Source organism: Pseudoduganella aquatica (assembly GCF_009857595.1).
GTDB lineage: Bacteria > Pseudomonadota > Gammaproteobacteria > Burkholderiales > Burkholderiaceae_D > Rugamonas > Rugamonas aquatica_A.
Genome location: NZ_WWCU01000054.1, coordinates 1 through 21,465, shown reverse-complemented (window position 1 = coordinate 21,465; position 21,465 = coordinate 1). Strand labels below are relative to the sequence as shown.

The following is a 21,465-nucleotide window of genomic DNA, read 5'->3' as shown; positions in this document are numbered from 1 at the left end:
AGCGGCTTTTTTTACGATCGATAATAATGGAATCGAGTGTTGAGACCGGGCAATTTAAATGCACTCGATCAATTAATGTTGTATCCACCAGGAGGAAGTCATGTTACCCGCCAAGATTACCCGTCTGGCTTTGGCCGCCATCGTCGTCGCAGCAGCGCCCGCCATCACCGGCGCTGCCGTGTACTCGAACGGCTCCAAGACGGCAACCTTTGACGTAACGATGCGGATCATCGCCGATTGCACGGTGTCCGCAAATGCCCTCGACTTCGGCCAAAACCAGGGCGTGCTGGCAGCAACTGTCACCGGCACCACGACTCTGGGAGTTACTTGTACTAGTACCACGCCTTACAACGTCGGCCTCAGCGCCGGCAACGGCACCGGCTCGTCCGGCACCGTGCGCTACATGAGCGGCCAGACCGCAGGCAACACCGGCACCGTGCAGTTCATGCTGTACCAGACCGCCGGCGCCACCATCTGGGGTGAAGACCAGGGCGTCAACACCAAGGGCGGCACCGGCAACGGCACGCTGCAAACCCACACCGTGTACGGATCGATCCCGGCTCAAACCACGCCGGCGCCCGACACCTATAAATCCACCATCACCGCGACGGTGTTTTTCTAGAAAAGGAGAGCAATGCCGGATTGGCACGCACCGTTACTGACCCTTGGGGCGCTGGGAGCCGCCCTGGGAGCGGTATTACCCACCGCAACGGCAGCCAATTTGCAGATTTCACCGGTGATGATCCATTTCCAGGCGGGCCAGGGCGCGTCCGGCATCACCTTGCAGAACCTGGGCCAGCAGCCGGTGTACGGCCAGGTCCGGGTGTTCTTGTGGGACCAGCAGAATGGCGAGGACGTGCTCACGCCAACCCAGGATGTGGTGGCCAGCCCACCCATCATCCAGGTGGGGGCGGAGAGCAGCCAGACCATCCGCCTCGTGCGGCGCGGCGCGGCGCAGCCGGGCGAGCAGAGTTACCGCGTGCTGATAGACGAAATTCCCAGCGCCGGGACCGGCGGAGCGAACAGCGGAGTGGACTTCCGGCTGCGCTACTCGGTGCCGGTGTTCATGGCGCCGGCCACGCCGGCGGCGCCGCAGCTGAGCTGGCAGTTTTACCGCGAGGGCGGCAAGCCGGACGGCGACTGGATGCTTAAGCTGAGCAATACTGGCCAGCTGCATGCGCAGCTGGGCGCCACCACGGTCAGCAACACTGCCGGGCGCGAGTATGCGCTGAGCCAGGGTTTGATGGGCTATGCGCTGGCGGGCCGGGTGCGCATCTGGCGCCTGCAGGTGGCCAAGGACGCGCAGCTGGGCGGCGAGCTGTCGATACGCAGCCAGGTCAATGCCCAGCCCGTGATGGTGCGGAGTGCAGCGCAAGAGCCTTGACGGGGCGCTTGGCAAAGATTTGTACCGTCTGTCCATGACAAATGGCGCGCGGCTATTTTTTATGACCTTACTGTGCGTGTGGATGCTGTGCGGCGCCGGCTGCGGTGATGCACGGGCACAAACGCCGGCCACACAGGACGAGCTGTATTTGGAGGTGACTTTGAACGGCGAAGCGACGGGCACAATATTGCGCTTCACACAGGGCAAGAAGGGACTGCGCAGCACTGTGCAGAACCTGCGCGACCTGGGACTGGACCCGCAGCTGTTCGGCGTGGCGGGCCGGGACGAGTTCGACCTCGACGAAGCGAACGGCCTGAGCTACACCTACGACGCGGCGCGCCAGACCATCTCGCTGCAGGTGGCGGACGCGCTGCGCGTGCCCTTTGAGCTGGCGGCGCGGCAGGTGCGCCAGGCCATGCCGGCCAGCGCGGCGCGCGGCGCGCTGCTCAATTACGACGCCTATCTGCAGCTGGGCGAAGCCTGGCGCCAGTCGAGTGTGCACGAGCTGCGCTATTTCGACCAGGACGGCGTGTTCAGCAGTTCCGGCGTGCTCAACCTGACCTCCGGCGACCAGACCCGGCGCGCTGAATATGTGCGCTTCGACAGCTACTGGACCCGCTCCGACCCGGCCACGCTGCAGACCTGGCAGGTGGGCGACGTGATCACCTCGTCGCTGCCGTGGACGCGCTCCATGCGCCTGGGCGGCGTGCAGTGGCGCAAGAACTTCGACTTGCGGCCGGACCTGCTGACTTTCCCGGTGGCCGCGCTGAAAGGCTCGGCCGTGGTGCCCACCGCGCTCAGCCTGTACGTCAACGGCGTGCAGCAGATCCAGACCGAGGTGCCCAGCGGCCCCTTCGTCATCAGCCAGATGTCCGGCCTGAACGGCGCCGGCCAGGCCACCATCGTCACGCGCGACGCGGCCGGGCGCACCGTCTCGACCACCTTGCCGCTGTATGTGGACACCCGCTTGCTGAGTGTAGGCCTGCTGGACTACGGCATCGAGCTGGGCGCGCCGCGCCGCAACTACAGCATCCGCTCCTTCAGCTACGCCAGCTCGCCCGCGCTGAACGCCTCGCTGCGCTACGGGGCCAGCGACGCGCTGACGCTGGAGGCGCATGCCGAGGCCGGGCGCGGCGTGGTCAACGCGGGCGGCGGCGTGCTGTGGCGCCTGGGCCAGTTCGGCGTGGTCAACGCCACTGCGGCGGCCAGCGCCGGCTCGGGCGCCGGGGGCGGTGCCGTCACCGGCACGGCCGCCGCTCCGGTGGTACTCCCCGGTTCGGGCCGGGGCTGGCAGGGCGGGCTGGGCTACCAGTACATCCGCGCCGGCTTCAGCGTGGACGCGCAGACCCTGCGCGCCACGCCCCGCTACAGCGACCTGGCCACCACCGAGGGCAGCCCGCTGGCCACCCGCTCGGACCGCTTCAGCCTGAACCTGGCGCTCAGCACGCGCCAGAGCCTGGGGCTGAGCCTGATCTCCTTCCACTCGCCGCTGGCCGAACCGGCCCGCATCGCCAGCGTGTCCTATTCGGCCACGCTGCCGGGCGGCGCCTTTTTCAGCGTGAGCGCCTTCCGCGACCGCCGCGTGGCCGGTGCGCACGGTGTGTCGGCCAACCTCAGCTTTGCGTTCGACAACCGCGTGGCGGCCAGCGCGAATATGGCGCACCAGCAGGACAGGCGGACCGATGGGCCGCTGGCGGGCCAGCCGGAGCGCAGCCGCAGCCGCAGCTACACGGTGTCGCGCGCGCCGGAGTTCGGCGGCGGCCTGGGCTGGGTGCTGCAGAAGGGCAACCTGAACGACACCCGCTACGACCAGGCGCAGCTCCAGTATCTCGGCCGCAGCGGCCAGCTCAGCGCCATCACCCTGAACAACGGCAGCACGCGCAGCACCGCGCTGGACCTGTCCGGCGCGCTGGTGCTGATGGACGGCAGCCTGCAGACGGCGCGCCAGACCGGCGGCGGCTTTGCCCTGGTCTCCACCGACGGTGTGCCGAATGTGCCGGTGTGGCACGAGAACCGCCCGATAGGCGTGACCGACAGCGGCGGCCACCTGCTGGTGCCCAATCTGCTGCCTTACGCCGCCAACCAGATCGGCATCGACGTGTCCGGCCTGCCGGTGGACGCGCGCATTTCCCGCACCCGCCAGATCGTCGCGCCGCGCCTGCTGACCGGGGTGCTGGCGCGTTTCCCGGTCGAGCGCTACACGGCGGCCAGCATCATCGTCCACGGCGAGGACGGCAAGCCGCTGGCGCCGGGGCTGGCGGTGCTGCACACGGCCAGCGGCGCCGCCTCCGTGCTGGGCTACGACGGCATGGCCTTCATCGACAATCTGCAGGACGACAATGTGCTGCTGATCGGCAGCGGCGAGCGGCAATGCGCGGTGCGCTTCCCCTACCAGTATCAGAAGGGCAGCGGCGCGCTGCCGGTGATTGGTCCGCTGGTGTGCCGGCCGCCGGGGGAGGTGCAATGATGGCGCTTCGCCCGAAAAGCTGGCTGCGGTGGCTGTGCGTGCTACTGGCGCTGTACTGCCTGGCGTGCGCGCCGGCGCGTGCCGACAGCTGCACCGTCACCATGAGCGACGTGGTTTTCGGCGACATCAATTCCATCGCCGGGGTGGACTATACCGCCACCGGCAGCGGCTCCGTCACCTGCAGCTGGACGCTGCTGTCGCCCACGCCGCCTTTTGTGCTGCTGTTTCCCAACGTGGTGGTGTGCGTGAACGCCGGCCTGGGCACCAACTCCCTCAGCTATGGGGGGCGCCAGCTAGGACAAGCCGCGCAGCGCATAGACTACAACCTGTACACGGCCAGCAGCTATGCCAGCGCCACCACGTGGGGCGCCACCGGGCAGGCCGGCACGGTGCCGATCAACCTCTCGGGCGGCGTGCTGCCGCTGGTGGGCGGCAGCATCGTGCGCCCCTTCACCGTCTACGCCAAGCTGCCGGCCAGCGCCTCGCTGACCGCCGCCAAGGTCGTGGGCAATGGTCCAACCAGCTTCTCGTCCGCCTTTACCGGCGCCGGCAGCATCAGCTACGCCTTCTACAACCTGACCGCGCCGGCCTGCACGGCCGGCGGCAGCGTGGCGTTCAGCTTCAATGTCACCGCCAACCTGACCAACAACTGCACCATCAGCGCCAATCCGCTGGCCTTCCTGAACGCGGGCGCGCTCACCAGCGCCAAGCGCACGACCACCGCGCTGTCGGTGCGCTGCACCAACGACAACGCCTGGCGCATTGCGCTCGACGGCGGCACGGTGGCGGCCAATGTGGCGGCGCGCAAGATGAAGGACACGGCGGGAACGGACACCATCAGCTACCGGATTTCGGACACGCTGGACGGTCCGCTTTGGGGGGACGGCAATGCGGGCACGTCGGTGGTGACGGGGACTGGCACCGGCGCCGCGCAGACGGTGACGCTGTATGGCCTGGTGCCGGTGCAGACCACGCCGCGGCCGGGGGACTACAAGGATTCCGTTACCGCGACGATTTATTTTTGAACGATGAGGGGAGTTTGCTTAGAAGTACACAGTCCATTCCTGCGCGCCTTCGGTCTTGTTGACGATGGCGTTGGACTTGGCGGCAGCCTGGGCGGAGGTTTGAACGGCGGCGTCGTTGCGCTGCAGCTGGTATGGGCTTTCATGCTGGCAGCTGACGGTGGCGGCCACAGGTTTGGCAGCGTCTTTGCCGGACTGGATGTTGCAGCTTTCGGTGATGACGAAGCTTACCTGCATGGAGGCGCTGCGGTGGCCTGCGGCGGACGCGCCGAATGACAGGCCGAGCAGCGAGAACAGCGCAATGGTAGTTAACGTTTTCATGATTCACACACGTGGTTGAGGTGCGTAGCTTGAAACACGGCAGCTACGGGACCGGGACTTGCGGAACCTCACGCTTTTTAAGTGAGGCTCCGGCAAACAAATCCGGGTCTTGATGGGGTAGCTGAGCAAGAGAGCGAATGTGTCTGCAGGAATCAATTTTACTCTGCATAAACTTTCGCGCGCTTTTCACATATTACACGGAAATTGCCGTAAGTAAAGAGTGTGATTTTTGGTGAGAATTCATGCCGGTTTCTCGAATGAAAACTCACCAATTCTAATGCAGAAGTGTAGGTCGGAAAAAGAAGGTGTGTGTAGCACCCAAGATGAAAGTTAGTAGGGAAAACCGTCCCCGGTCCGGGGCTTGAAACTATAGACAAACAACTAACGTTGATCGAAGGAGTTGCAAATGAAACATACCGATTTCGGCCGCATGCCATGCCCTATCGCCCGCAGCCTGGGTAAAGTGGGTGAATGGTGGAGCATCCTCATCCTGCGCGACGCCTTCTATGGCCTGACCCGTTTCGACGAGTTCGAAAAAAGCCTGAAGATTGCCCCGAATATGCTGACGCGGCGTCTGGCCGGCCTGGTGGAGGGAGGGCTGATGGAGCGCCGCCAGTACAGCGCGCGGCCGCCGCGCTACGAGTACGTGCTGACCAAGGCGGGGCGCGACTTCAAGCCCGTGCTGCTGGCCTTCGTGGCCTGGGGCAATGACCATCTGGCCCCGGAGGGCGCCAGCCTGCTGGTGGTGAGCCGCGAAACCGGCAAGCCGGCCGACCAGGTGCTGGTCGATGCGCGCACCGGCCTGGCCATCAACGACGAGGACTATATGTTCGCGCCGGGTCCGGCCGCCAACGAGCTGATGCGCATGCGCCTGGACGACATGGGCCGACGCGGCGTGCAGTAATCCCAGGCAGCCCTGGGGTCAGGGCTGCAGCTGTTCGTAGACCGCGTTGGCGACCTGCGACAGCTCGGCCTTGGCCAGCGCGCCGGAGAGCGCGTAGCCCCAGCTGCCGTCTATCCAGTAGAACACATTGACTGCGCCGTCCTGGGCGTAGCGGAAACCGCTGTCGCGGTTGCCTGCCTGGCCGGCGGACACGTAGAGCGTGAGCCGCTGGCCGCTGGCGTCGGCGTACATGAATTGCGCCACCGGGCCGCTGTCGCCCGGCAGCAGCCTGCCGCCCACCAGTTCATAGCCCAGTGGCGCCAGCCGAGGCGGGCGCAGCGGCGCTCCCAGACGTTTCGACAGCCAGGCCACCAGATGTTCCTGCTGGTCCGCTCCCACTTCCACCGGATGGCGCACTTCGGGCGCGTACACGCGGTGCGCCAGCGCGGCGCGGTGCGCCAGCGCGGACGGCGCCGCCGCTGCCGGGGCCGCAGCGTTGGCGGCCACTGCAGCGGCCACGGCGGCGTCCGGCGCGGCGCCGTAGCTGCCGTGCGCCACCCAGCCCAGCGCCGCGCTCGAGAGCATCAGCGCCACGCTGGCGGCATAGCGCTGCACTGGCCAGCCATAGCGCTGCCAGCCGCGCGGACGCTGCATGCTGCGCGGGATAGCCTCATCCAGCACCGCGCTGTAGAGCGCGCGCAGGCCGGCGTTCTGCTGGCGGTAGGCGCGCAGGCGCTCAAGCTCCTGCGGATGGTGCTCCAGGTAGCGGTCCACGTCGGCGCGGCGCTCCAGCGCCAGGCGGCCGTCGACCCAGGCCTGCAGTTCGGCTTCGGTGACCGGATTCATATCACTGCCTTCATTTGACCACCTTCAGGGTGGAGGCCGGGGCCTGGCCCAGCATCAGCAGGCGCAGCCGTTCGCGCGCGCGCGACAGGCGCGACATCACCGTGCCGGGCGGAATGTTCAGGACGGCGGCCGCTTCTTCATAGCTGAGTTCCTCGAGCGCCACCAGCAGCAGCACCTCGCGCTGCTCGGCCGGCAGCATTTGCAGCGCGGTTTGCATGTCGCGGATTTCCAGCCGGTCCGAGGGCGAGGGGCCGGAGGCGCTGAGCGAGCTGTGCAGCTCGTCGCTCAGCGCCTCGGTGGCCAGGCCGGGCTGGCGCAGCCGGTCCACATGCAGGTTGTGCATGATGCTGAACAGCCAGGCGCGCATGTCGCCATTGCGCCGCCACGTCGACAGCTTGTGCCAGCCGCGCTCCATGGTGTCCTGCACCAGGTCGTCGGCGCTGGCGCGGTCGCCCAGCAGCGCCCGCGCGTAGCGGCGCAGGCGCGGGATGCAGGCGGTGAGGCTGGCGCTGTCGTCTTGCATGGCGGGCCTGGACTCAGTCCTTGACGACGTGCCACACGTCTTTGAAGTTGTCGCCCGCGCGGTCGCCCGCCTTGGCGTCCTTGACGAAGGTGTACAGCGGCTTGCCCTTGTAGGCCAGCTGCTTGCTGCCGTCGTCGCGCGTGATCACCGAGTAGGGCTCGGCCACTTTTTCCGGCGCGGCCACGGCGGGCCAGTTCTGGATGCAGGGACCGGCGCAGGCGCTCTTGCCGCTGCCGGCCACGTCCTTGTCGAAGGTGTAGACCGTCATGCCGGAGGCGGTGGCGAGTACGCCGCCGGTGGTTTTCAGGTCCTGGGCCTGGGCTTGGGCGGCCAGCAGCAGGGCGGCGATGGCGAGTGCGTTTTTCATGGCTGTGTCTCCTTTTGGGGATGGATAGGGTGGAACAGTTGCGTATACGTATGCTGCGGCCGGTTTATTCCATCCCGCGTAAAATTTTTCTCCACACCTCAAGGATAGGAGATCCCCATGAACAAGGCAAAACTCGCATTGATGACGGCGGCCCTGCTGGGAGCGCTGTCTGCCCAGGCCCAGACGCTGGGCAAAGCGGACCAGCATATGCTGCAGCAACTGGCGCAAGGCAATATGGCGGAAATTGAAGCGGGCAAGATCGCACTGCAGAAATCGCAGAACACGGAAGTGAAGGCCTTCGCCCAGCAGATGGTGGACGACCACACCAAGGGCTTGCAGGAAGTGCAGACCGTGGCCCAGAGCAAGGGCGTGACCTTGCCGGCCGAGCCGGACGCCAAGCACAAGGCCATGGCCAGCAAGCTCAAAGGCTTGTCCGGCGACGCGTTCGACCGCGCCTATCTGAGCCAGGCAGGCGTGGACGACCACAAGAAGACGCACGCCCTGGTGCAGAAGGTGCAGTCCAGCGCCAAGGACGCCGACGTGAAGGCGCTGGCCGCCAAGCTGGAGCCCACGGTGGCCCAGCACCTGACCCACGTGACCCAGCTCAACGCCAGCATCAAGGGCGCCACGGCCAGCGGCAGCAGCGGCACGGAAGGGGCCAGCGGCAGCGGCATGGAAGGGAGCACGGGCAGCACCGGCAAGCGTCCGCGCGCCGTGCCGGACAAGGCCAGCGGCAATACGGACAATCCGGAAAACAAGCAAAACCCCACCACGCAGCCCCCCGCGCCCATGAAATAAGACGCTGTGACGGCGGCAAGCATGGGTACAATCGCTGTCCATGCTCGCCATTCTTTCCGTCACGTTTCCCTTTTTTGCGCTGGTGCTGTGCGGCTATGTGTCCGTGCGGCGCGGCATGCTGCCGCAGCTGGCGATTCCCGGCCTGAACAGCTTCGTGCTGTATTTCGCGCTGCCCTGCATGCTGTACCGCTTCGGCGCCGCCACCCCCATCGCCCAGCTGCTGGACGTGGGCGTGTTCAGCGTCTACCTGCTGTGCGCGCTGCTCATGGTGGCGCTGGCCATGGCCGCCACGCTGCGGCGCGCCGGCTGGAACGACGCCGCCTTCGGCGCGCTGGTGGCGGCCTTTCCGAACACCGGCTTCATGGGCGTGCCCCTGCTGCTGGCGCTGCTGGGGCCGCGCTCCACGGGGCCGGCCATCGTCGCCATCGTGGTCGACATGGTGATCACCAGTTCGCTGTGCATTGCGCTGTCGCGCATGGGCAGCGGGGCAGGGCGGGCCGCGCTGGGACGGGCGCTGCGCGGCATGCTGGGCAATCCCATGCCGTGGGCGATTGCACTGGGCGGCCTGAGCTCGGCGGCCGGGCTGGCCTTGCCGGGGCCGGTCATGCATACCGTCGGCCTGCTGGCGGACGCGGCCTCGCCGGTGGCGCTGTTCACCATAGGCGCGGTGCTGGCCCGCTCGCAAATGGGGGCGCCCGCCGCCGCGTTGCCGGGCGGCCCGCCCGGGGATTTCGTGGGGCTGGCGCTGATGAAGCTGCTGCTGCATCCGCTGCTGGTGGCCGGCGCCGGCCATGCCGCCATCGCCCTGGGCGTGCCGCTGGACCCTGCCGCGCTGACCGTGATTGTGCTGGTGGCCTGCCTGCCCAGTGCCAGCAACGTGGCCCTGCTGTCGGAGCGCTTCGGCGCCCACACCGGCCGTATCGCACGCATTATCCTCGTTTCAACAAGCTTGTCATTCTTGACATTTTCCACGGCAGTCGCTCTGCTGCGCTGAACTGTGGAATAATGCGAAAGGACGCATAGTGCGTTTAGGCAATATTGCAGGGAAGGACTCCGTGTAGTGGACATGTTTGCGCTCGATGAGCAGCTGGTGCGCTGGGACGCGGAATTGCCGTCCTTGCAGGGCGACGTGCGCCTGCTGCGCCTGGCCGAGCTGGCCTGGCAGCTGCGCCAGCGCGACGTGGCCCGGGCGCGGCGGCTGATTGCCGAAGCGGCGCCGCTGCTGCCGCTGGTCGATGCGCAGGAGGCCAGCGCGCTGGCGGCCCGCTTCATGCTGATCGAAGCCGAAGCGCAATGGCTGCACGGCGAACTTGACGCCGGCCAGGCCCAGGCGGCGCAGGCGCTGCACGCTTTCGAGCAGCTGGGCGACATGCTGGGCTGCGCGGACGCGCACTGGCTGCAAGCCTGGATCGCCACCGACCGCGGCGACTCCGCCACCAGCGACGCCGAACTGGCCATCGCCTCGGCCGACGCGCGCGCCGGCGGCGACCTGTCGCGGGCCGACATTATCGACGCAGCCGCCGCCATTTTCAGCGTGTTCCACAGCCTGCAGCAGGCCAACCAGCGCTGGGGCCAGCGCTTCGCGCCCGACGCCGCGCTGGCGCCCGCCATCCACCCGGCGGTATCCGGCTGGATCAGCGACTACCATGGCATTTCCGCTTTCCAGGCGGCCGATTTCGGCTACGCGGTAGGCCGCCTGATGGTGGCCTTCGAAGCGGCCATGGCCACCGGCCAGGTGCGGCGCGCCATCATCATCGCCACCAATATCGGCAACGGCTTCACCAGCCTGAACGCGCACGACGCGGCGCTGGAGTGGATGCAGCGCGGCCTGGCGCTGGCGCGCCCCACCGGCTGGCCGATGAGCATAGGCTCCTGCCTTATGCAGACCGCCGAAACCCTGCGCCAGCTGGGCCAGCGTGAAGCGGCGCAGGAACTGCTGCACGAAGCCGTCCACTTGCTGTCGCCGTTGTCCGGCTCGCGCGCCTACGCCGTCTCGCTGGAATACCAGGGCGACCTGGCGCTGGACCTGGGCGACGCGCAGGGGGCGCTGCGCAGCTTCACCATGCTGGAACAGCGCGGCGACTCGCTGGGCCAGAGCGACTTCAAAAGCGGCGCGCGGCGCGGCCAGGCGCACGCGCTGTCGCAGCTGGACCGGCCGCAGGACGCCTTGTCGGTGGCCTTGTCGGCGCTGTCGCTGGCCAGCGAGCACGGCGACCTGTACAACCAGATCGCCGCGCTGCGCGTGCTGGCGCAGATCCACGCGCGCCACCGGCTGCCGCAGCCCATCGGCATGGCGGCGGCCAACGCCGTGCTGCACTATCTGCAGCTGGCCATGACGCTGGCCTCCGGCATCGCCGGCTACGCCGTGCCCGCCGCCTTGCTGGACGCCGCCGCGCGCGAATACGCCGCCACCGGCGACTACGCGCGCGCCTACGAGATTTCCGTGCAGGCCAGTGCCGCGCGCGACAAGACGCATAGCCAGGAAGCCACCAACCGCGCCATCGCCATGCAGGTGCAGCACCAGACCGAGCGCGCGCAGACCGAGGGCGAGCACCACCGCCAGCTGGCGCAGGCCGAGGCGCAGCGCGCCGAAGTACTGCAGCGTACCAACGCCATGCTGGCCCACCTGAGCGCCATCGGCCAGGAAATCACCGCCCACCTGGACGCGGCGGCCGTGTTCCGCGCGCTGGACCGCCATGTGCATGGCCTGCTGGACGCCACCCATTTCTCCATCTTCCTGCTCGAGCCGGACGGCGAGTATCTGCGCTGCGCCTTCGGCATCGAAGCGGGGCGGGAGCTGCCGCCGTCGCGCTTCGCGCTGTCCGACCCGAACGCCAACTCGGCGCGCTGCGTGCGCGAGCGGCGCGAGATCGTGATTGAACTCGACGAAAGCGGCAGCACGCCCAATCTGATTCCCGGCACCTTGCCCACACTGAGCCTGCTGTTCGCGCCGCTGACGGTGGGCGAGCGCGTGCTGGGCGTGATGACGGTGCAGTCCCTGCTCGCGCTGGCCTATGGCGAACGCGAACGGCTGATCTTCCGCACCCTGTGCGCCTACGGCGCCATCGCGCTCGACAACGCCAGCGCTTACCGCCAGGTGGCGGCGACGCAGGCGCAGCTGCTGGAAAAGAACGTGGAGCTGGAGCGCGCCTACAAGGCGCTGGAGGAAGTGAGCCTGACCGACCAGCTCACCGGCCTGCGCAACCGCCGCTTCTTCCTGCAGCATGTGGACGCCGACGTGGCCATGGCGCTGCGCCAGTACGACTGTCCGGACCCGCAGGGCGCGGACCAGGAGCGCATGGCCTGCATGGACAAGGACCTGGTGTTCTTCATGGTGGACCTGGACCACTTCAAGGAAGTCAACGACCGCTACGGCCATGCGGCGGGCGACGCGGTGTTGGTGCAGATGCAGGAGCGCTTGCGCGAGGTGTTCCGCGAATCGGACTATCTGATACGGTGGGGCGGCGAGGAATTCCTGGTGCTGGCGCGCGCCACCGACCGCGAGGAAGCCAAGGTGGTGGCCGAGCGCATCCGCAGCGCGGTGGCGCTGCGCGAGTTCATCCTGCCGGATGGCGGCACGCTGCGCAAGACCTGTTCGATAGGCTACGCCTGCTTCCCCTTCCTGCCGTCGCAGCCGCGTTTGCTGAGCTGGTCGCAGGTGGTGGAGCTGGCGGATATGGGCTTGTACATCGCCAAGCATTCCGGCCGCAACGCCTGGGCTGCGCTGTACAGCACCCCCGCCACGCAGCCGGAAGGCCTGTTCCCACGGATGATGCAGCAGCTGGAGCAGACCGTCGCCAGCGGCGAAGTCAAGGTCGTGACCAACCTGGTGCAGCCGCCCAAGCTGAGCGGCGAACGGCGCCGCGTGGGCTTGTCCAGCGACTTGGCTTGATTGGCGGGTTACGCTGCGCTAACCCGCCCTACGAGTACCCTGCAACGAACGAACATGCGTAGGGCGGGTTAGCCCGCAGGGCGTAACCCGCCATCACACCGGCGCTTCCACCGTAATCTCCGCCCGCAGCGAATTGGCGATGTAGCACTTGTCGTGCGCCTCATGGTGGATGGCTTCCAGCTCGTCCTCGTCCGGCCACTGCGCGCCGGCGAACACGATGGCCGGGCGCAGCGTGATGCTGGTCATGGCCATGCGGCCGCGCCCGTCCTTCTCCAGCAGGCCCACGGCGTGGTCGGTGTAACTCTCCACCACGTGCCCGCGCCTGGCCGCAATCGACAGGAAGAACAGCATATGGCAGCTGGACGCGGCGGCGATCAGCGCCTCCTCCGGGTCCACATTGTCCGCGTTCGACATCGGCAGCGGCACCGACAGCGGCGACGACGAAGCGGGCACGCGCAGGCCGCCGTCGAAAATCCATTCATGGGCGCGGCTGTAGCGCTGGTCCAGGAAGTCCTGCCCATTGCGCTGCCACTCCAGTTTCGCTTCGAATTGCATGTCTGCCCCCATGTCACGATCGGAGCCGACATCTTAATGTAAACTGCGCCCATGAACCTACACCGCTGCAGCTGGGCCAATCCCGCCAATCCCAAATACATCGCCTACCACGACGAAGAGTGGGGCTTGCCCTGCCACGACGAATTGCGCCTGTTCGAGATGCTCAACCTCGAAGGCGCGCAGGCGGGACTGAGCTGGGAAACCATCCTGAACAAGCGCGACAACTACCGCGCCGCCTTCGACCAATGGGACGCGCGCAAGATCGCCGCTTACGGTCCGGACAAGGTGGCCGAGCTGCTGGCCAATCCCGGCATCGTGCGCAACAGGCTGAAAGTGGCGGCGGCCATCAGCAATGCGCAGGCCTACTTGCGGCTGCTGGACGAGGGCGGCAGCCTGGACAGCCTGCTGTGGGACTACGTGGGCGGCAAGCCCCTCGTCAACATCGTGGCGAAGCAGGGCGACCGGCCGGCCAAGACCGAGCTGTCGGACCGCATCTCGAAGGACCTCGCCAAGCGCGGCTTCAAGTTCGTCGGCTCGACCATTATTTACGCCTATATGCAAGGCATCGGCATGGTCAACGACCACGACCAGGCCTGTTTCCGGCACGCCGAATGCTGCCAGCCGTGACCACGCCGCAGGGATGGCGCCACGTCCTGCTTGCCACCGGCTTTGGCGCCGGCGAGCACTTTCTCGCCACGCTGGCCGCATGGCGCAGCAGCGGCGCCGCGTCCGTCCTGCACTACATCGCGCTGCTTCCCGCGCTGCCGGCGGCGCAAGACATCGCCGCCGAACTGCGCGGCGGCTGGCCCGTCAACGTGCCCGGCTTCCATCGGCTCGAATTCGACCACGGCCGCGTGGTGCTGGATTTGGCGGTGGGCGATCTGGAAGCCACGCTGCCGCAAATCGAAGCGCGCGTAGACGCCTTCCATCTGCCCGCGCCGATTGCGCCCATGCGCACCCTGGCCAAGCTCGCGCTGCCCGGCGCCACGCTGACGCTGCTCGGCGCCGACGATGAGGCTCTCAAGGCGCTGCGTTCCTCCGGCTTCGAGTGGCAGCCGGCGCCGTCCGGCGTGCAGGCGGTCTTCACCAGCAGGAAGCCGCAGCCGCCGCGCGCGCCGGAGCCGGTGCGGCAGGCGGTGGTGATAGGCGCTGGCGTGGCGGGGGCGGCCGCTTGCGAACGGCTGGCCGCGCGCGGCTGGCAGGTGACGCTGGTCGAGCGCCACCAGGAAGCGGCGCAGGAAGCGTCCGGCAACCGCGCGGGCATTTTCATGCCGCTGCTGTCGAAGGACGACAACATCCCAACACGCCTGAGCCGCGCGGCCTATCTGTACGCCATGCGCCACTGGCAGCGCCTCGGCGGGGTGGACCCTGAGGCGCGCCTGCCCGCTGCCGCCGCAAACCCTTCTGCGCGTATCACCGGCGCGCAGTGCGGCGTGCTGCAACTGGCGCGGGATGCGGAGCATGCGCTGCTGCAGAAGGAAGTGGCGGCGGCCTGGAACTATCCGCGCGAGTTCGTGCGCTGGGTGGATGCGCAGGAGGCCAGCGCCTTGCTGGGCGCGCCCACGCCGGACGGCGGCTGGCTGTTCAGCCAGGGCGGATGGGCCAATCCCGCGTCCATCTGCCGCGCCATGCTGGCCGCTTGCGGCGCGCGCCTGACTCGCATCTTCAACGCCGAGGCGCTAAAGCTGGAGCGCGCGGACGACCAGTGGCAGGTCCGTGCTGCGGGCGGCGAACTGCTGGCCGAGGCGCCGCACGTCATTCTCGCCAACGGCGCCGGCGCGCTCGCCATCGCGCAGACGGCCGAGCTGCCGCTGTACACCATGCGCGGCCAGGTCACCCATTTGCAGGAGCAGGATTTCCCCCATCTGCCGCTGGTGGTGTGCCGCGAAGCCTATATGACGCCGCCGGTGCAAGGCATCGTCAGCGTAGGCGCCACCTACGACAGCGACACGGACAGCGCCTTGCGCCACGCTAGCCAGCAGGAGAATCTGTCTCGCGCACGCGACATCCTGCCCGGCGTGCTGCCGCAGGATCCACCGCTGGCGGGACGGGTCGGCTTCCGCTGCATGGCGCCGGACCGCCTGCCGCTGGCAGGTCCCTTGCCCGACTACGCCGCCCCCGCGCGCCCCGAGCGCCTGCGCGACGTGCCCCGCCACGCCGGGCTGTATGGCTTGCTGGGCTATGCCTCGCGCGGCCTGATCTGGGCGCCGCTGGCGGCCGAGCTGCTGGCCGCGCAGCTGGAGCACGAACCGCTGCCGCTGGAGGCCGCGCTGGCCGCCGCCCTGGACCCCGCACGCTTTATGCTCAAAGCCCGGCGTGGCGGGCGGGTATAATCGCTATTCAGAAATAATTGCCGCGTGGAGGCCTCATCTATGGAAGATCAAGCGGGCTCGCCCGAGCTGTTCCTGTTCCTGGCTTCAACTGCCCATGACATGAAAAATTCGATCAGCGTCCTGAGCGGCACGCTGGAGAGTTTGCTGGGCAGCGCCGACGAGAACGACGCGAACCATCCCGCTTATCCCAGCCTGGCCCAGATGCTGTACCAGACCAAGCGCCTGAACGACAACTTGATGCAGCTGCTGGCGCTGTACAAGGAAGTGGGCAAGCCGTCCTATCCCTTCGACCCGCGCCCGCAGCAGGTGGCCGAACTGGTGCAGCAGGTCAGCTCGCAGGCCAAGGTGCTGCTGGCGTCCAAGCACATCACGCTGCAGACCGATTTCCCCGCCGGCCTGATCTGGACCTTCGATGAAGACCTGGTGATCGGCATGCTGGCGCACGCCATCAACAACGCGGTGCGCTACACCAGCGACACCATCCGCCTCGCCATCGCCGAGCGCGACGGCTACCTGGAGCTGCGCGTGGAGGACAACGGCAGCGGCTTCCCGCAGGCGCTGATCGACGCCGGCGCTTCCGCCATGAGCGGCAACACCAGCGGCGTGAACTTCCTCACCAACAGCAGCGGCCTGGGCCTGTACTTCGCGTGCGAAGTGGCCAAGATGCACAAGCACCGCCAGCGCAGCGGCAGCGTGCAGCTGGAAAATGGCGGCGTGCTGGGCGGCGGCTGCTTCGTGCTGCGTTTGCCTTGAGCGGAGGCCAGATGTCATTCCCCACCGTCGCCCCGGCCATGCCAGACACCGTCACGGCCGCCATCGCAGCCATCGACTGGACCGACAAGCACTACCTGATCGTCGACGATTTCGTCGGCATCCGCCAGTTGCTGCGCGAGTCGCTGCGCAACCTCGGCGCCAAGCACATCGACCAGGCCGCCAGCGGCGGCGAGGCCATGATCATGCTGGCCAAGACACACTACGACGTGGTGCTGTGCGACTTCAACCTGGGCGAGGGCAAGAACGGCCAGCAAGTGCTGGAGGAGGTGCGCATCCGCAACCTGATGACGCCGTCCAGCGTGTGGCTGATGGTGTCGGCCGAGAAAAGCGTGGAGTCCGTCATGGGCGCGGCCGAGCACCAGCCGGACGCCTACATCATCAAGCCCATCACCGAGGGCGTGCTGCTGACGCGCTTGAACCGCGTGTGGCAGAAGAAGCAGATCTTCCGCGAGATCGACCAGGCCTTTGTGGAAAAGGATTACCTGCGCGCGGCCCGCCTGTGCGACGAGCAGATCGTGCACAACAAGCTGCACGAGATCGACCTGCTGCGCATGAAGGCGCAGCTGCTGCTCAAGGCCGGCGAGCCGGAAAAGGCGCGCGTGGTCTACGACCTGGTGCTGGAGGAGCGCGACTACAACTGGGCGCGCACCGGCCTGGCGAAAATCCGCATGAGCAATGGCGACCACGAAGCGGCGCGCCAGATGTTCCAGGGCGTGATCGCCGAGAACCGCTACTACATCGACGCCTACGACCAGCTCGCCACGGCCTACCAGCTGATGGGCAAGGTGGAGGAGTCCTGCGACGTGCTGGAGAAGGCGGCCAAGCTGTCGCCCAACTCGGTGCCGCGCCAGCGCAACCTGGGCAATGCGGCGCTCAAGCTGGGCAATATTCCGCTGGCCGAGCGCGCCTTCCGCAAGTGCATCGCCATCGGCGAGTATTCGGTGCTCAAGACGGTGGACGCCTACTTCGGCCTGGCGCGCGTATGCGGCCAGAAGAACGACCCCAAGGAAGCGCTGCAGGTGCTGGCCACCGCGCAGCGCGAGTTCAGCGGCGACCAGGTGGCGCTGCGCGCCAAGATCACCGAGGGCCTGGTCTACCACGAGAGCGGCGACTACCGCCGCGCGCGCAAGTCCGGCGACGAGCTCGAGACCATGCTCAACGAAGACCCCGAGCGCCCGGACACGGACACCTGCATCGAAATGGCGACGCTGCTGTTCGCCGTCGGCGTGAAGGACGCGCCGGTCGAGCTGCTGTGCTACGTGATCCGCAACAACCACGACAACCAGCTGCTGCTGGAGGACGTGCAGAAGATCTTCGACAAGGCGCGCATGAGCGAAGAGGGCGCCGACCTGATCGTGGCTTCCCGCAAGGAAGCGGCGGACATGATGAACAAGGGCGTGCTGCTGTGGAAAACCGGCAAGCTGGCCGAGGCGGTGGAGTGGATGCGCACCGCGCGCGAGGCGCTGCCGAACAATATGCGCATCCTGTTCAATTCGGCGCAGATCCTGATCTCGCACATGCAGCAGAATGGCTACACCCAGGCGCTGATGGACGAGGCCAACGACGTGCTGATGCACGTGGACCGCATCGCCCCCGGCCAGCAGCGCTTCGCGCAGCTGATCGAGCAGCTGGCCATGCTGATGCCGTCGCGCCACACCGCGACAGAGGCGGAAACCGAAACGGAAACCCAGCCGGAAGAGGACGACGAGTAATTGAATATTCGTCAACTTGTTTCCGGGTACTTCAATGATTACACTAGAACACAACAAGGAGAGAGCCTATGCGCGACATCACTAAAGAGGTTTACGACAAAATGAAAGTTGGCGCTGCCGCGTGGGTACGGCCGGTAGCCGCCAAGGGCGACACGCTGGAGTCCTTCCAGTCGGCGCATGAAGGCGCCAAGCTGCTGGCCGAGGAAGGCCTGATCCAGATTGTAAAAATACAACGCGAAGTGGGCGGCCTGATCGACGCCATCCGCATCCAGCGCCTGGGCTAAGCCGCCGCTGGAATTTATTTGTTTGACAACGTAGTTCGTTCTTGCAACACTGGCTGACCTGCCGTCATCGTGACGGCAGGCCATCTAGACAGGAGCGAACATGCGTCGTATGAAAACAGCCGCGCGTCTCACCGTGCTGGCGCTGATGTTACATGCCCTTCCTGGCGCGCTGGCTGCGTCCAAGTCCCCGCAGCACGTCCCCAAGCAGTACACGATAGAACAGTTCATGGCCACGACGTCCATTTCGGGCGCGTCCTTCAGCCGTGACGAAAAGAACATCCTGTTCACCAGCAACGAGAGCGGCCTGCCCAACGTCTACACGCAGCCGGTGGGCGGCGGCAAGCCGGTGGCGCTGACCCAGTCCACCACCGACAGCACTTACGCGGTGGGCTATTTCCGCACCGACGACCGCTTCCTGTTCACGCGCGACAAGGGCGGCAACGAGCAGAACCATCTGTTCGTGCGCGAGCTGGACGGCAGCGAGAAAGACCTCACGCCGGGCGACAAGCTGAAAGCCAGCTTCGCCGGCTGGTCGGCCGACGGCGGCGCCTTCTATGTGCTGAGCAACGAGCGCGATCCCAAGTTCTTCGACCTGTACCGCTACGACGCCAAGACCTATGCGCGCGCGCTGCTGTACAAGAACGAGAACGGCATGACGCCGGACCGCATCAGCCGCGACGAGCGCTGGATTGCGCTGGAAAAACCCAACACCACGTCCGACAGCGACATCTACCTGTACGACCTGAGCAAGGGAGAACTCAAGCACATCACGCCGCACCAGGGCACGGCCAGCTACAGCGCCTCCACCTTCGACCCGGCCTCCAAGCGCCTGTTCTTCACCTCCAACGAAGGCGGCGAGTTCAACACGCTGCGCACCTACGACCTGGCCACGGGCGCGGTGGCGCTGCACGAGAAGGCGGACTGGGACGTGTTCGGTTCCGGCTATTCGCTGGACGGCCGCTTCCGCATCACGGTGGTGGACAACGACGGCAGCCAGACCGTGCGCGTGGTGGAAGGCGCGGACGAAAAACCGGTGGCCCTGCCCAAGCTGCCCGGCGGCGAAATGCGCGGCGTGACCTTCTCGCCGAGCGGCAAGCTGATGGCCTTCTACCTGAACGGCGACCGCGCGCCGAGCAATCTGTTCGTGTACGACCTGAAGACGAAGAAGACCACGCAGCTGACGCAAAGCCTGAACAAGGAAATCGACCCGAACGACCTGGTGGAAGCGGAAGTGGTGCGCTTCAAGTCCTTCGACGGCATGGTGATCCCGTCCATCTACTACAAGCCGAAAGGCCTGGCGCCAGGCGCCAAGGCGCCGGCGGTGATCTTTGTGCACGGCGGCCCCGGCGGCCAGACCCGGCGCGGCTACAGCGCGCTGATGCAGTACCTGGCCAACCACGGCTACGCGGTGCTGGGCATTAACAACCGCGGCAGCTCGGGCTACGGCAAGACCTTCAACACCGCCGACGACGGCAAGCACGGCCGCGAGCCGCTGTGGGATTGCGTGGAAGCGAAGACCTATCTGGCCAGCCTGGGCAATATCGACCCGGACCGCATCGGCATCATGGGCGGCAGCTACGGCGGCTACATGACGCTGGCGGCGCTGGCGTTCCGGCCGGAGGCGTTCAAGGTCGGCATCGACATTTTCGGCGTGAGCAACTGGGTGCGCACGCTGGAGTCGATACCACCGTACTGGGAATCGCAGCGCAAGGCGCTGTACCAGGAGATAGGCGACCCGGTGAAGGACAAGGACTTCCTGGTGGCGACCTCGCCGCTGTTCCACGCCAAGGAGATCCGCCGTCCGCTGATGGTCATCCAGGGCAAGAACGACCCGCGCGTCATCAAGCCTGAAAGCGACGAGATCGTGGAGGCGGTGAAGAGCAACAAGGTGCCGGTGGAATACGTGGTGTTCGACGACGAAGGCCACGGCTTCAGCAAGAAGAAAAACCAGCTCGTGGCGAACGCCCGGATGCTGGAATTCCTCGACAAATACCTGAAACCCACCGGCGCGCGCGGCCAGGCCGAAGTCAACACCTCCCGATAGCGCGTACCGCGTGCCGCGTAGGGTGGGTTAGGTCAAGGCAAAGCCTTGACCTAACCCGCCGTGCTCCGCCAGCGGCTTATTCCTTGCCCGCCTTCACGCCGGCTTTCCTGGCTGGCGCCTTGCGCGCGGTGGCTGGCGCGGCGCCGCTCTTGCCGCCAGCCTTCTTCGTCTCCGGCTTGCCCTGTTCCTCCGGCAGATTTCCCTTGTCCGCCTTGGCCACCGGCTTGCCTGCCGCCGCCGTGAACTTGCTGGCCGCTTCCGTTGCGCGCGCCGCCGCGCCGCTCACCACGTCGGTGGTCATGGCGGTGGTGACTGCCTGCTTGAACTGCTCCTGCAGCAAATTCCACCACGCCGCCGCGTTCACCATGGGCGCCGCTGCGGCCGCAGCCGCTTCCGCGTCCGACACGGGCGGCGCAGCAGCCGGCTCCGCCTTGGCCGCAGGCGCTTGCGTCGGAGCCTCCGTGGCGGGCGCCTTGGCTTCAGCGGCCGGCGCTGGTCCCGGCGCGCCCGGCGCCAGCGCGTCCGCCGCATGCTGGAAGAAGGCCGACGCATACGGTATCGACTCGAACAGCGACTTCTCCTTGCCAGGGGCAGGCTGTTGCTGCTGCACCGCGTCCGCCAGGGTCTTGCCCATGGACTTGAGCGTGGCGATGGTGTTGCGCTGCACTTCCAGCGCCTGGATACTGCCGCGCACCATGCTCGAATTGAGATTCAGCCACGCTTCCACCGCGCGCAAGTCGTTGATTTTTTTGTCCAGCTCATCCACCGACAGCGTGGGCGCGGCAATGCCCGGCACCACGCCCATGCTGCCCCACAGGTTCTTCACGAAATCGAGCGTGTCCGTCATTACACCGGCGCCCGGAATGTTGGGCATTTGAGGCATGGGCATAGCAGGTCTCCTATAGGAATGGTCATTCAGCGTAGCAGATTTGCCAAGGCCTGTCAGCGGAGCAGGCTTGACAAGCGTTAAACTACCGCCATGACGATAGTTTCCTTTCTTTCCCGGCGCCGCCGCGTACTCGCCTTGTGCGCAGCCACCGCTGTCCTGCACTTTGTGACGATAGACTGGCTGGGCGCGCGCCTCGGCCCGCAGCAGAGCACCGCCGTCCGGCCCGCGCCGTCCGTCATGCAGGCGCAGCTGCGCCTGGCGCTGCCCAAGCGCAGCGCGTCCAGCGAGCCGCCGCCGGAAGTCAAACAGCTGGACCCGGCCGCGCCCAAGCCGGCGCCCAAGGCGCCGCAGGCCAGGCCCGCGCCGCGCCC

Annotated in this window: 20 protein-coding genes and 1 pseudogene; 15 read left to right on the top strand and 6 right to left on the bottom strand. The window is 66.9% G+C overall.

All coding sequences use genetic code 11. The features are described from left to right. Window positions 1-100 precede the first annotated feature (100 nt). The 4 genes from GTP77_RS27565 (at window position 101) to GTP77_RS27550 (ending at window position 4,876) form a co-directional block, all read left to right on the top strand. Window positions 101-622 carry a Csu type fimbrial protein gene (locus GTP77_RS27565; protein WP_161075357.1) on the top strand — a complete coding sequence of 174 codons (522 nt, stop codon included), beginning with the start codon at window positions 101-103 and terminating at the stop codon, window positions 620-622. 12 nt (window positions 623-634) lie between these two features. Beyond that, window positions 635-1,384 (top strand): fimbrial biogenesis chaperone, encoded by a 750-nt coding sequence (locus GTP77_RS27560; protein WP_161075356.1) that lies wholly within the window; start codon window positions 635-637, stop codon window positions 1,382-1,384. Window positions 1,385-1,445: 61 nt separating this feature from the next. Further along, entirely contained in the window at window positions 1,446-3,851 is a 2,406-nt protein-coding gene (locus GTP77_RS27555) for a fimbria/pilus outer membrane usher protein (RefSeq protein WP_229202399.1), read from the top strand. After that, window positions 3,848-4,876: a Csu type fimbrial protein gene (locus GTP77_RS27550; RefSeq protein WP_161075354.1), complete on the top strand. Its 1,029-nt coding sequence runs from the start codon at window positions 3,848-3,850 to the stop codon at window positions 4,874-4,876. Before GTP77_RS27555 ends, GTP77_RS27550 begins: the two co-directional genes overlap by 4 nt. Before the next feature lie 18 nt (window positions 4,877-4,894). On the opposite strand, the gene GTP77_RS27545 is transcribed toward GTP77_RS27550, so the two are convergent. Beyond that, window positions 4,895-5,194: a hypothetical protein gene (locus GTP77_RS27545; protein WP_161075353.1), complete on the bottom strand. Its 300-nt coding sequence runs from the start codon at window positions 5,192-5,194 to the stop codon at window positions 4,895-4,897. Between the two features lie 406 nt (window positions 5,195-5,600). Between GTP77_RS27545 and GTP77_RS27540 the strand changes: the two genes are divergently transcribed. Further along, on the top strand, window positions 5,601-6,098 hold the full coding sequence (locus GTP77_RS27540; protein WP_056404007.1) for a winged helix-turn-helix transcriptional regulator: 498 nt from the start codon (window positions 5,601-5,603) through the stop codon (window positions 6,096-6,098). 18 nt (window positions 6,099-6,116) lie between these two features. Here GTP77_RS27540 and GTP77_RS27535 read toward each other — a convergent pair whose 3' ends face one another. Genes GTP77_RS27535 through GTP77_RS27525 form a run of 3 tightly spaced genes read right to left on the bottom strand, consistent with a single transcriptional unit; the run spans window position 6,117 to window position 7,813 of the window. Continuing rightward, complete coding sequence (locus GTP77_RS27535) at window positions 6,117-6,923, bottom strand: anti-sigma factor family protein (protein ID WP_161075352.1); 807 nt, start codon at window positions 6,921-6,923, stop codon at window positions 6,117-6,119. Window positions 6,924-6,933: 10 nt separating this feature from the next. Then, window positions 6,934-7,446: an RNA polymerase sigma factor gene (locus GTP77_RS27530; RefSeq protein ID WP_161075351.1), complete on the bottom strand. Its 513-nt coding sequence runs from the start codon at window positions 7,444-7,446 to the stop codon at window positions 6,934-6,936. 13 nt (window positions 7,447-7,459) lie between these two features. Further along, complete coding sequence (locus GTP77_RS27525) at window positions 7,460-7,813, bottom strand: COG4315 family predicted lipoprotein (protein WP_161075350.1); 354 nt, start codon at window positions 7,811-7,813, stop codon at window positions 7,460-7,462. 117 nt (window positions 7,814-7,930) lie between these two features. Between GTP77_RS27525 and GTP77_RS27520 the strand changes: the two genes are divergently transcribed. From GTP77_RS27520 to GTP77_RS27510, 3 genes are all read left to right on the top strand, one after another. After that, window positions 7,931-8,611 (top strand): DUF4142 domain-containing protein, encoded by a 681-nt coding sequence (locus tag GTP77_RS27520; protein ID WP_161075349.1) that lies wholly within the window; start codon window positions 7,931-7,933, stop codon window positions 8,609-8,611. A gap of 40 nt (window positions 8,612-8,651) precedes the next feature. Then, window positions 8,652-9,605 carry an AEC family transporter gene (locus tag GTP77_RS27515; RefSeq protein WP_161075348.1) on the top strand — a complete coding sequence of 318 codons (954 nt, stop codon included), beginning with the start codon at window positions 8,652-8,654 and terminating at the stop codon, window positions 9,603-9,605. A 72-nt stretch (window positions 9,606-9,677) separates the two neighbouring features. After that, entirely contained in the window at window positions 9,678-12,503 is a 2,826-nt protein-coding gene (locus GTP77_RS27510) for a diguanylate cyclase (RefSeq protein ID WP_161075347.1), read from the top strand. A 93-nt stretch (window positions 12,504-12,596) separates the two neighbouring features. Here the strand turns inward: GTP77_RS27510 and GTP77_RS27505 are convergent, their stop codons facing one another. After that, on the bottom strand, window positions 12,597-13,058 hold the full coding sequence (locus GTP77_RS27505) for an OsmC family protein (protein ID WP_161075346.1): 462 nt from the start codon (window positions 13,056-13,058) through the stop codon (window positions 12,597-12,599). A 51-nt stretch (window positions 13,059-13,109) separates the two neighbouring features. Between GTP77_RS27505 and GTP77_RS27500 the strand changes: the two genes are divergently transcribed. The 6 genes from GTP77_RS27500 to GTP77_RS27475 all read left to right on the top strand — a co-directional run bounded on the left by GTP77_RS27500 (window position 13,110) and on the right by GTP77_RS27475 (window position 20,205). Continuing rightward, window positions 13,110-13,685 carry a DNA-3-methyladenine glycosylase I gene (locus GTP77_RS27500; RefSeq protein ID WP_161075345.1) on the top strand — a complete coding sequence of 192 codons (576 nt, stop codon included), beginning with the start codon at window positions 13,110-13,112 and terminating at the stop codon, window positions 13,683-13,685. Further along, window positions 13,670-15,391: an FAD-dependent 5-carboxymethylaminomethyl-2-thiouridine(34) oxidoreductase MnmC1 gene (gene mnmC1, locus GTP77_RS27495; protein ID WP_161075344.1), complete on the top strand. Its 1,722-nt coding sequence runs from the start codon at window positions 13,670-13,672 to the stop codon at window positions 15,389-15,391. The genes GTP77_RS27500 and mnmC1 overlap by 16 nt, the downstream gene beginning before the upstream one ends. 39 nt (window positions 15,392-15,430) lie before the next feature. After that, window positions 15,431-16,144 carry a sensor histidine kinase gene (locus GTP77_RS27490; protein ID WP_161075343.1) on the top strand — a complete coding sequence of 238 codons (714 nt, stop codon included), beginning with the start codon at window positions 15,431-15,433 and terminating at the stop codon, window positions 16,142-16,144. 11 nt (window positions 16,145-16,155) lie between these two features. Next, the gene (locus tag GTP77_RS27485) at window positions 16,156-17,877 is read left to right on the top strand and encodes a tetratricopeptide repeat-containing response regulator (RefSeq protein ID WP_228894657.1); all 1,722 of its coding nucleotides are present in this window, start codon (window positions 16,156-16,158) and stop codon (window positions 17,875-17,877) included. Between the two features lie 68 nt (window positions 17,878-17,945). Further along, complete coding sequence (locus GTP77_RS27480) at window positions 17,946-18,161, top strand: hypothetical protein (RefSeq protein WP_161075342.1); 216 nt, start codon at window positions 17,946-17,948, stop codon at window positions 18,159-18,161. Between the two features lie 100 nt (window positions 18,162-18,261). Next, a complete protein-coding gene (locus GTP77_RS27475) occupies window positions 18,262-20,205 on the top strand; it encodes a S9 family peptidase (RefSeq protein WP_161075341.1) in 1,944 nt (647 codons plus the stop codon). Between the two features lie 76 nt (window positions 20,206-20,281). Here GTP77_RS27475 and GTP77_RS27470 read toward each other — a convergent pair whose 3' ends face one another. Continuing rightward, entirely contained in the window at window positions 20,282-21,094 is an 813-nt protein-coding gene (locus tag GTP77_RS27470) for a PhaM family polyhydroxyalkanoate granule multifunctional regulatory protein (protein ID WP_161075340.1), read from the bottom strand. Between the two features lie 90 nt (window positions 21,095-21,184). Between GTP77_RS27470 and GTP77_RS27465 the strand changes: the two are divergent. After that, window positions 21,185-21,465: pseudogene (locus tag GTP77_RS27465) on the top strand (DUF3108 domain-containing protein); the annotation flags it as partial.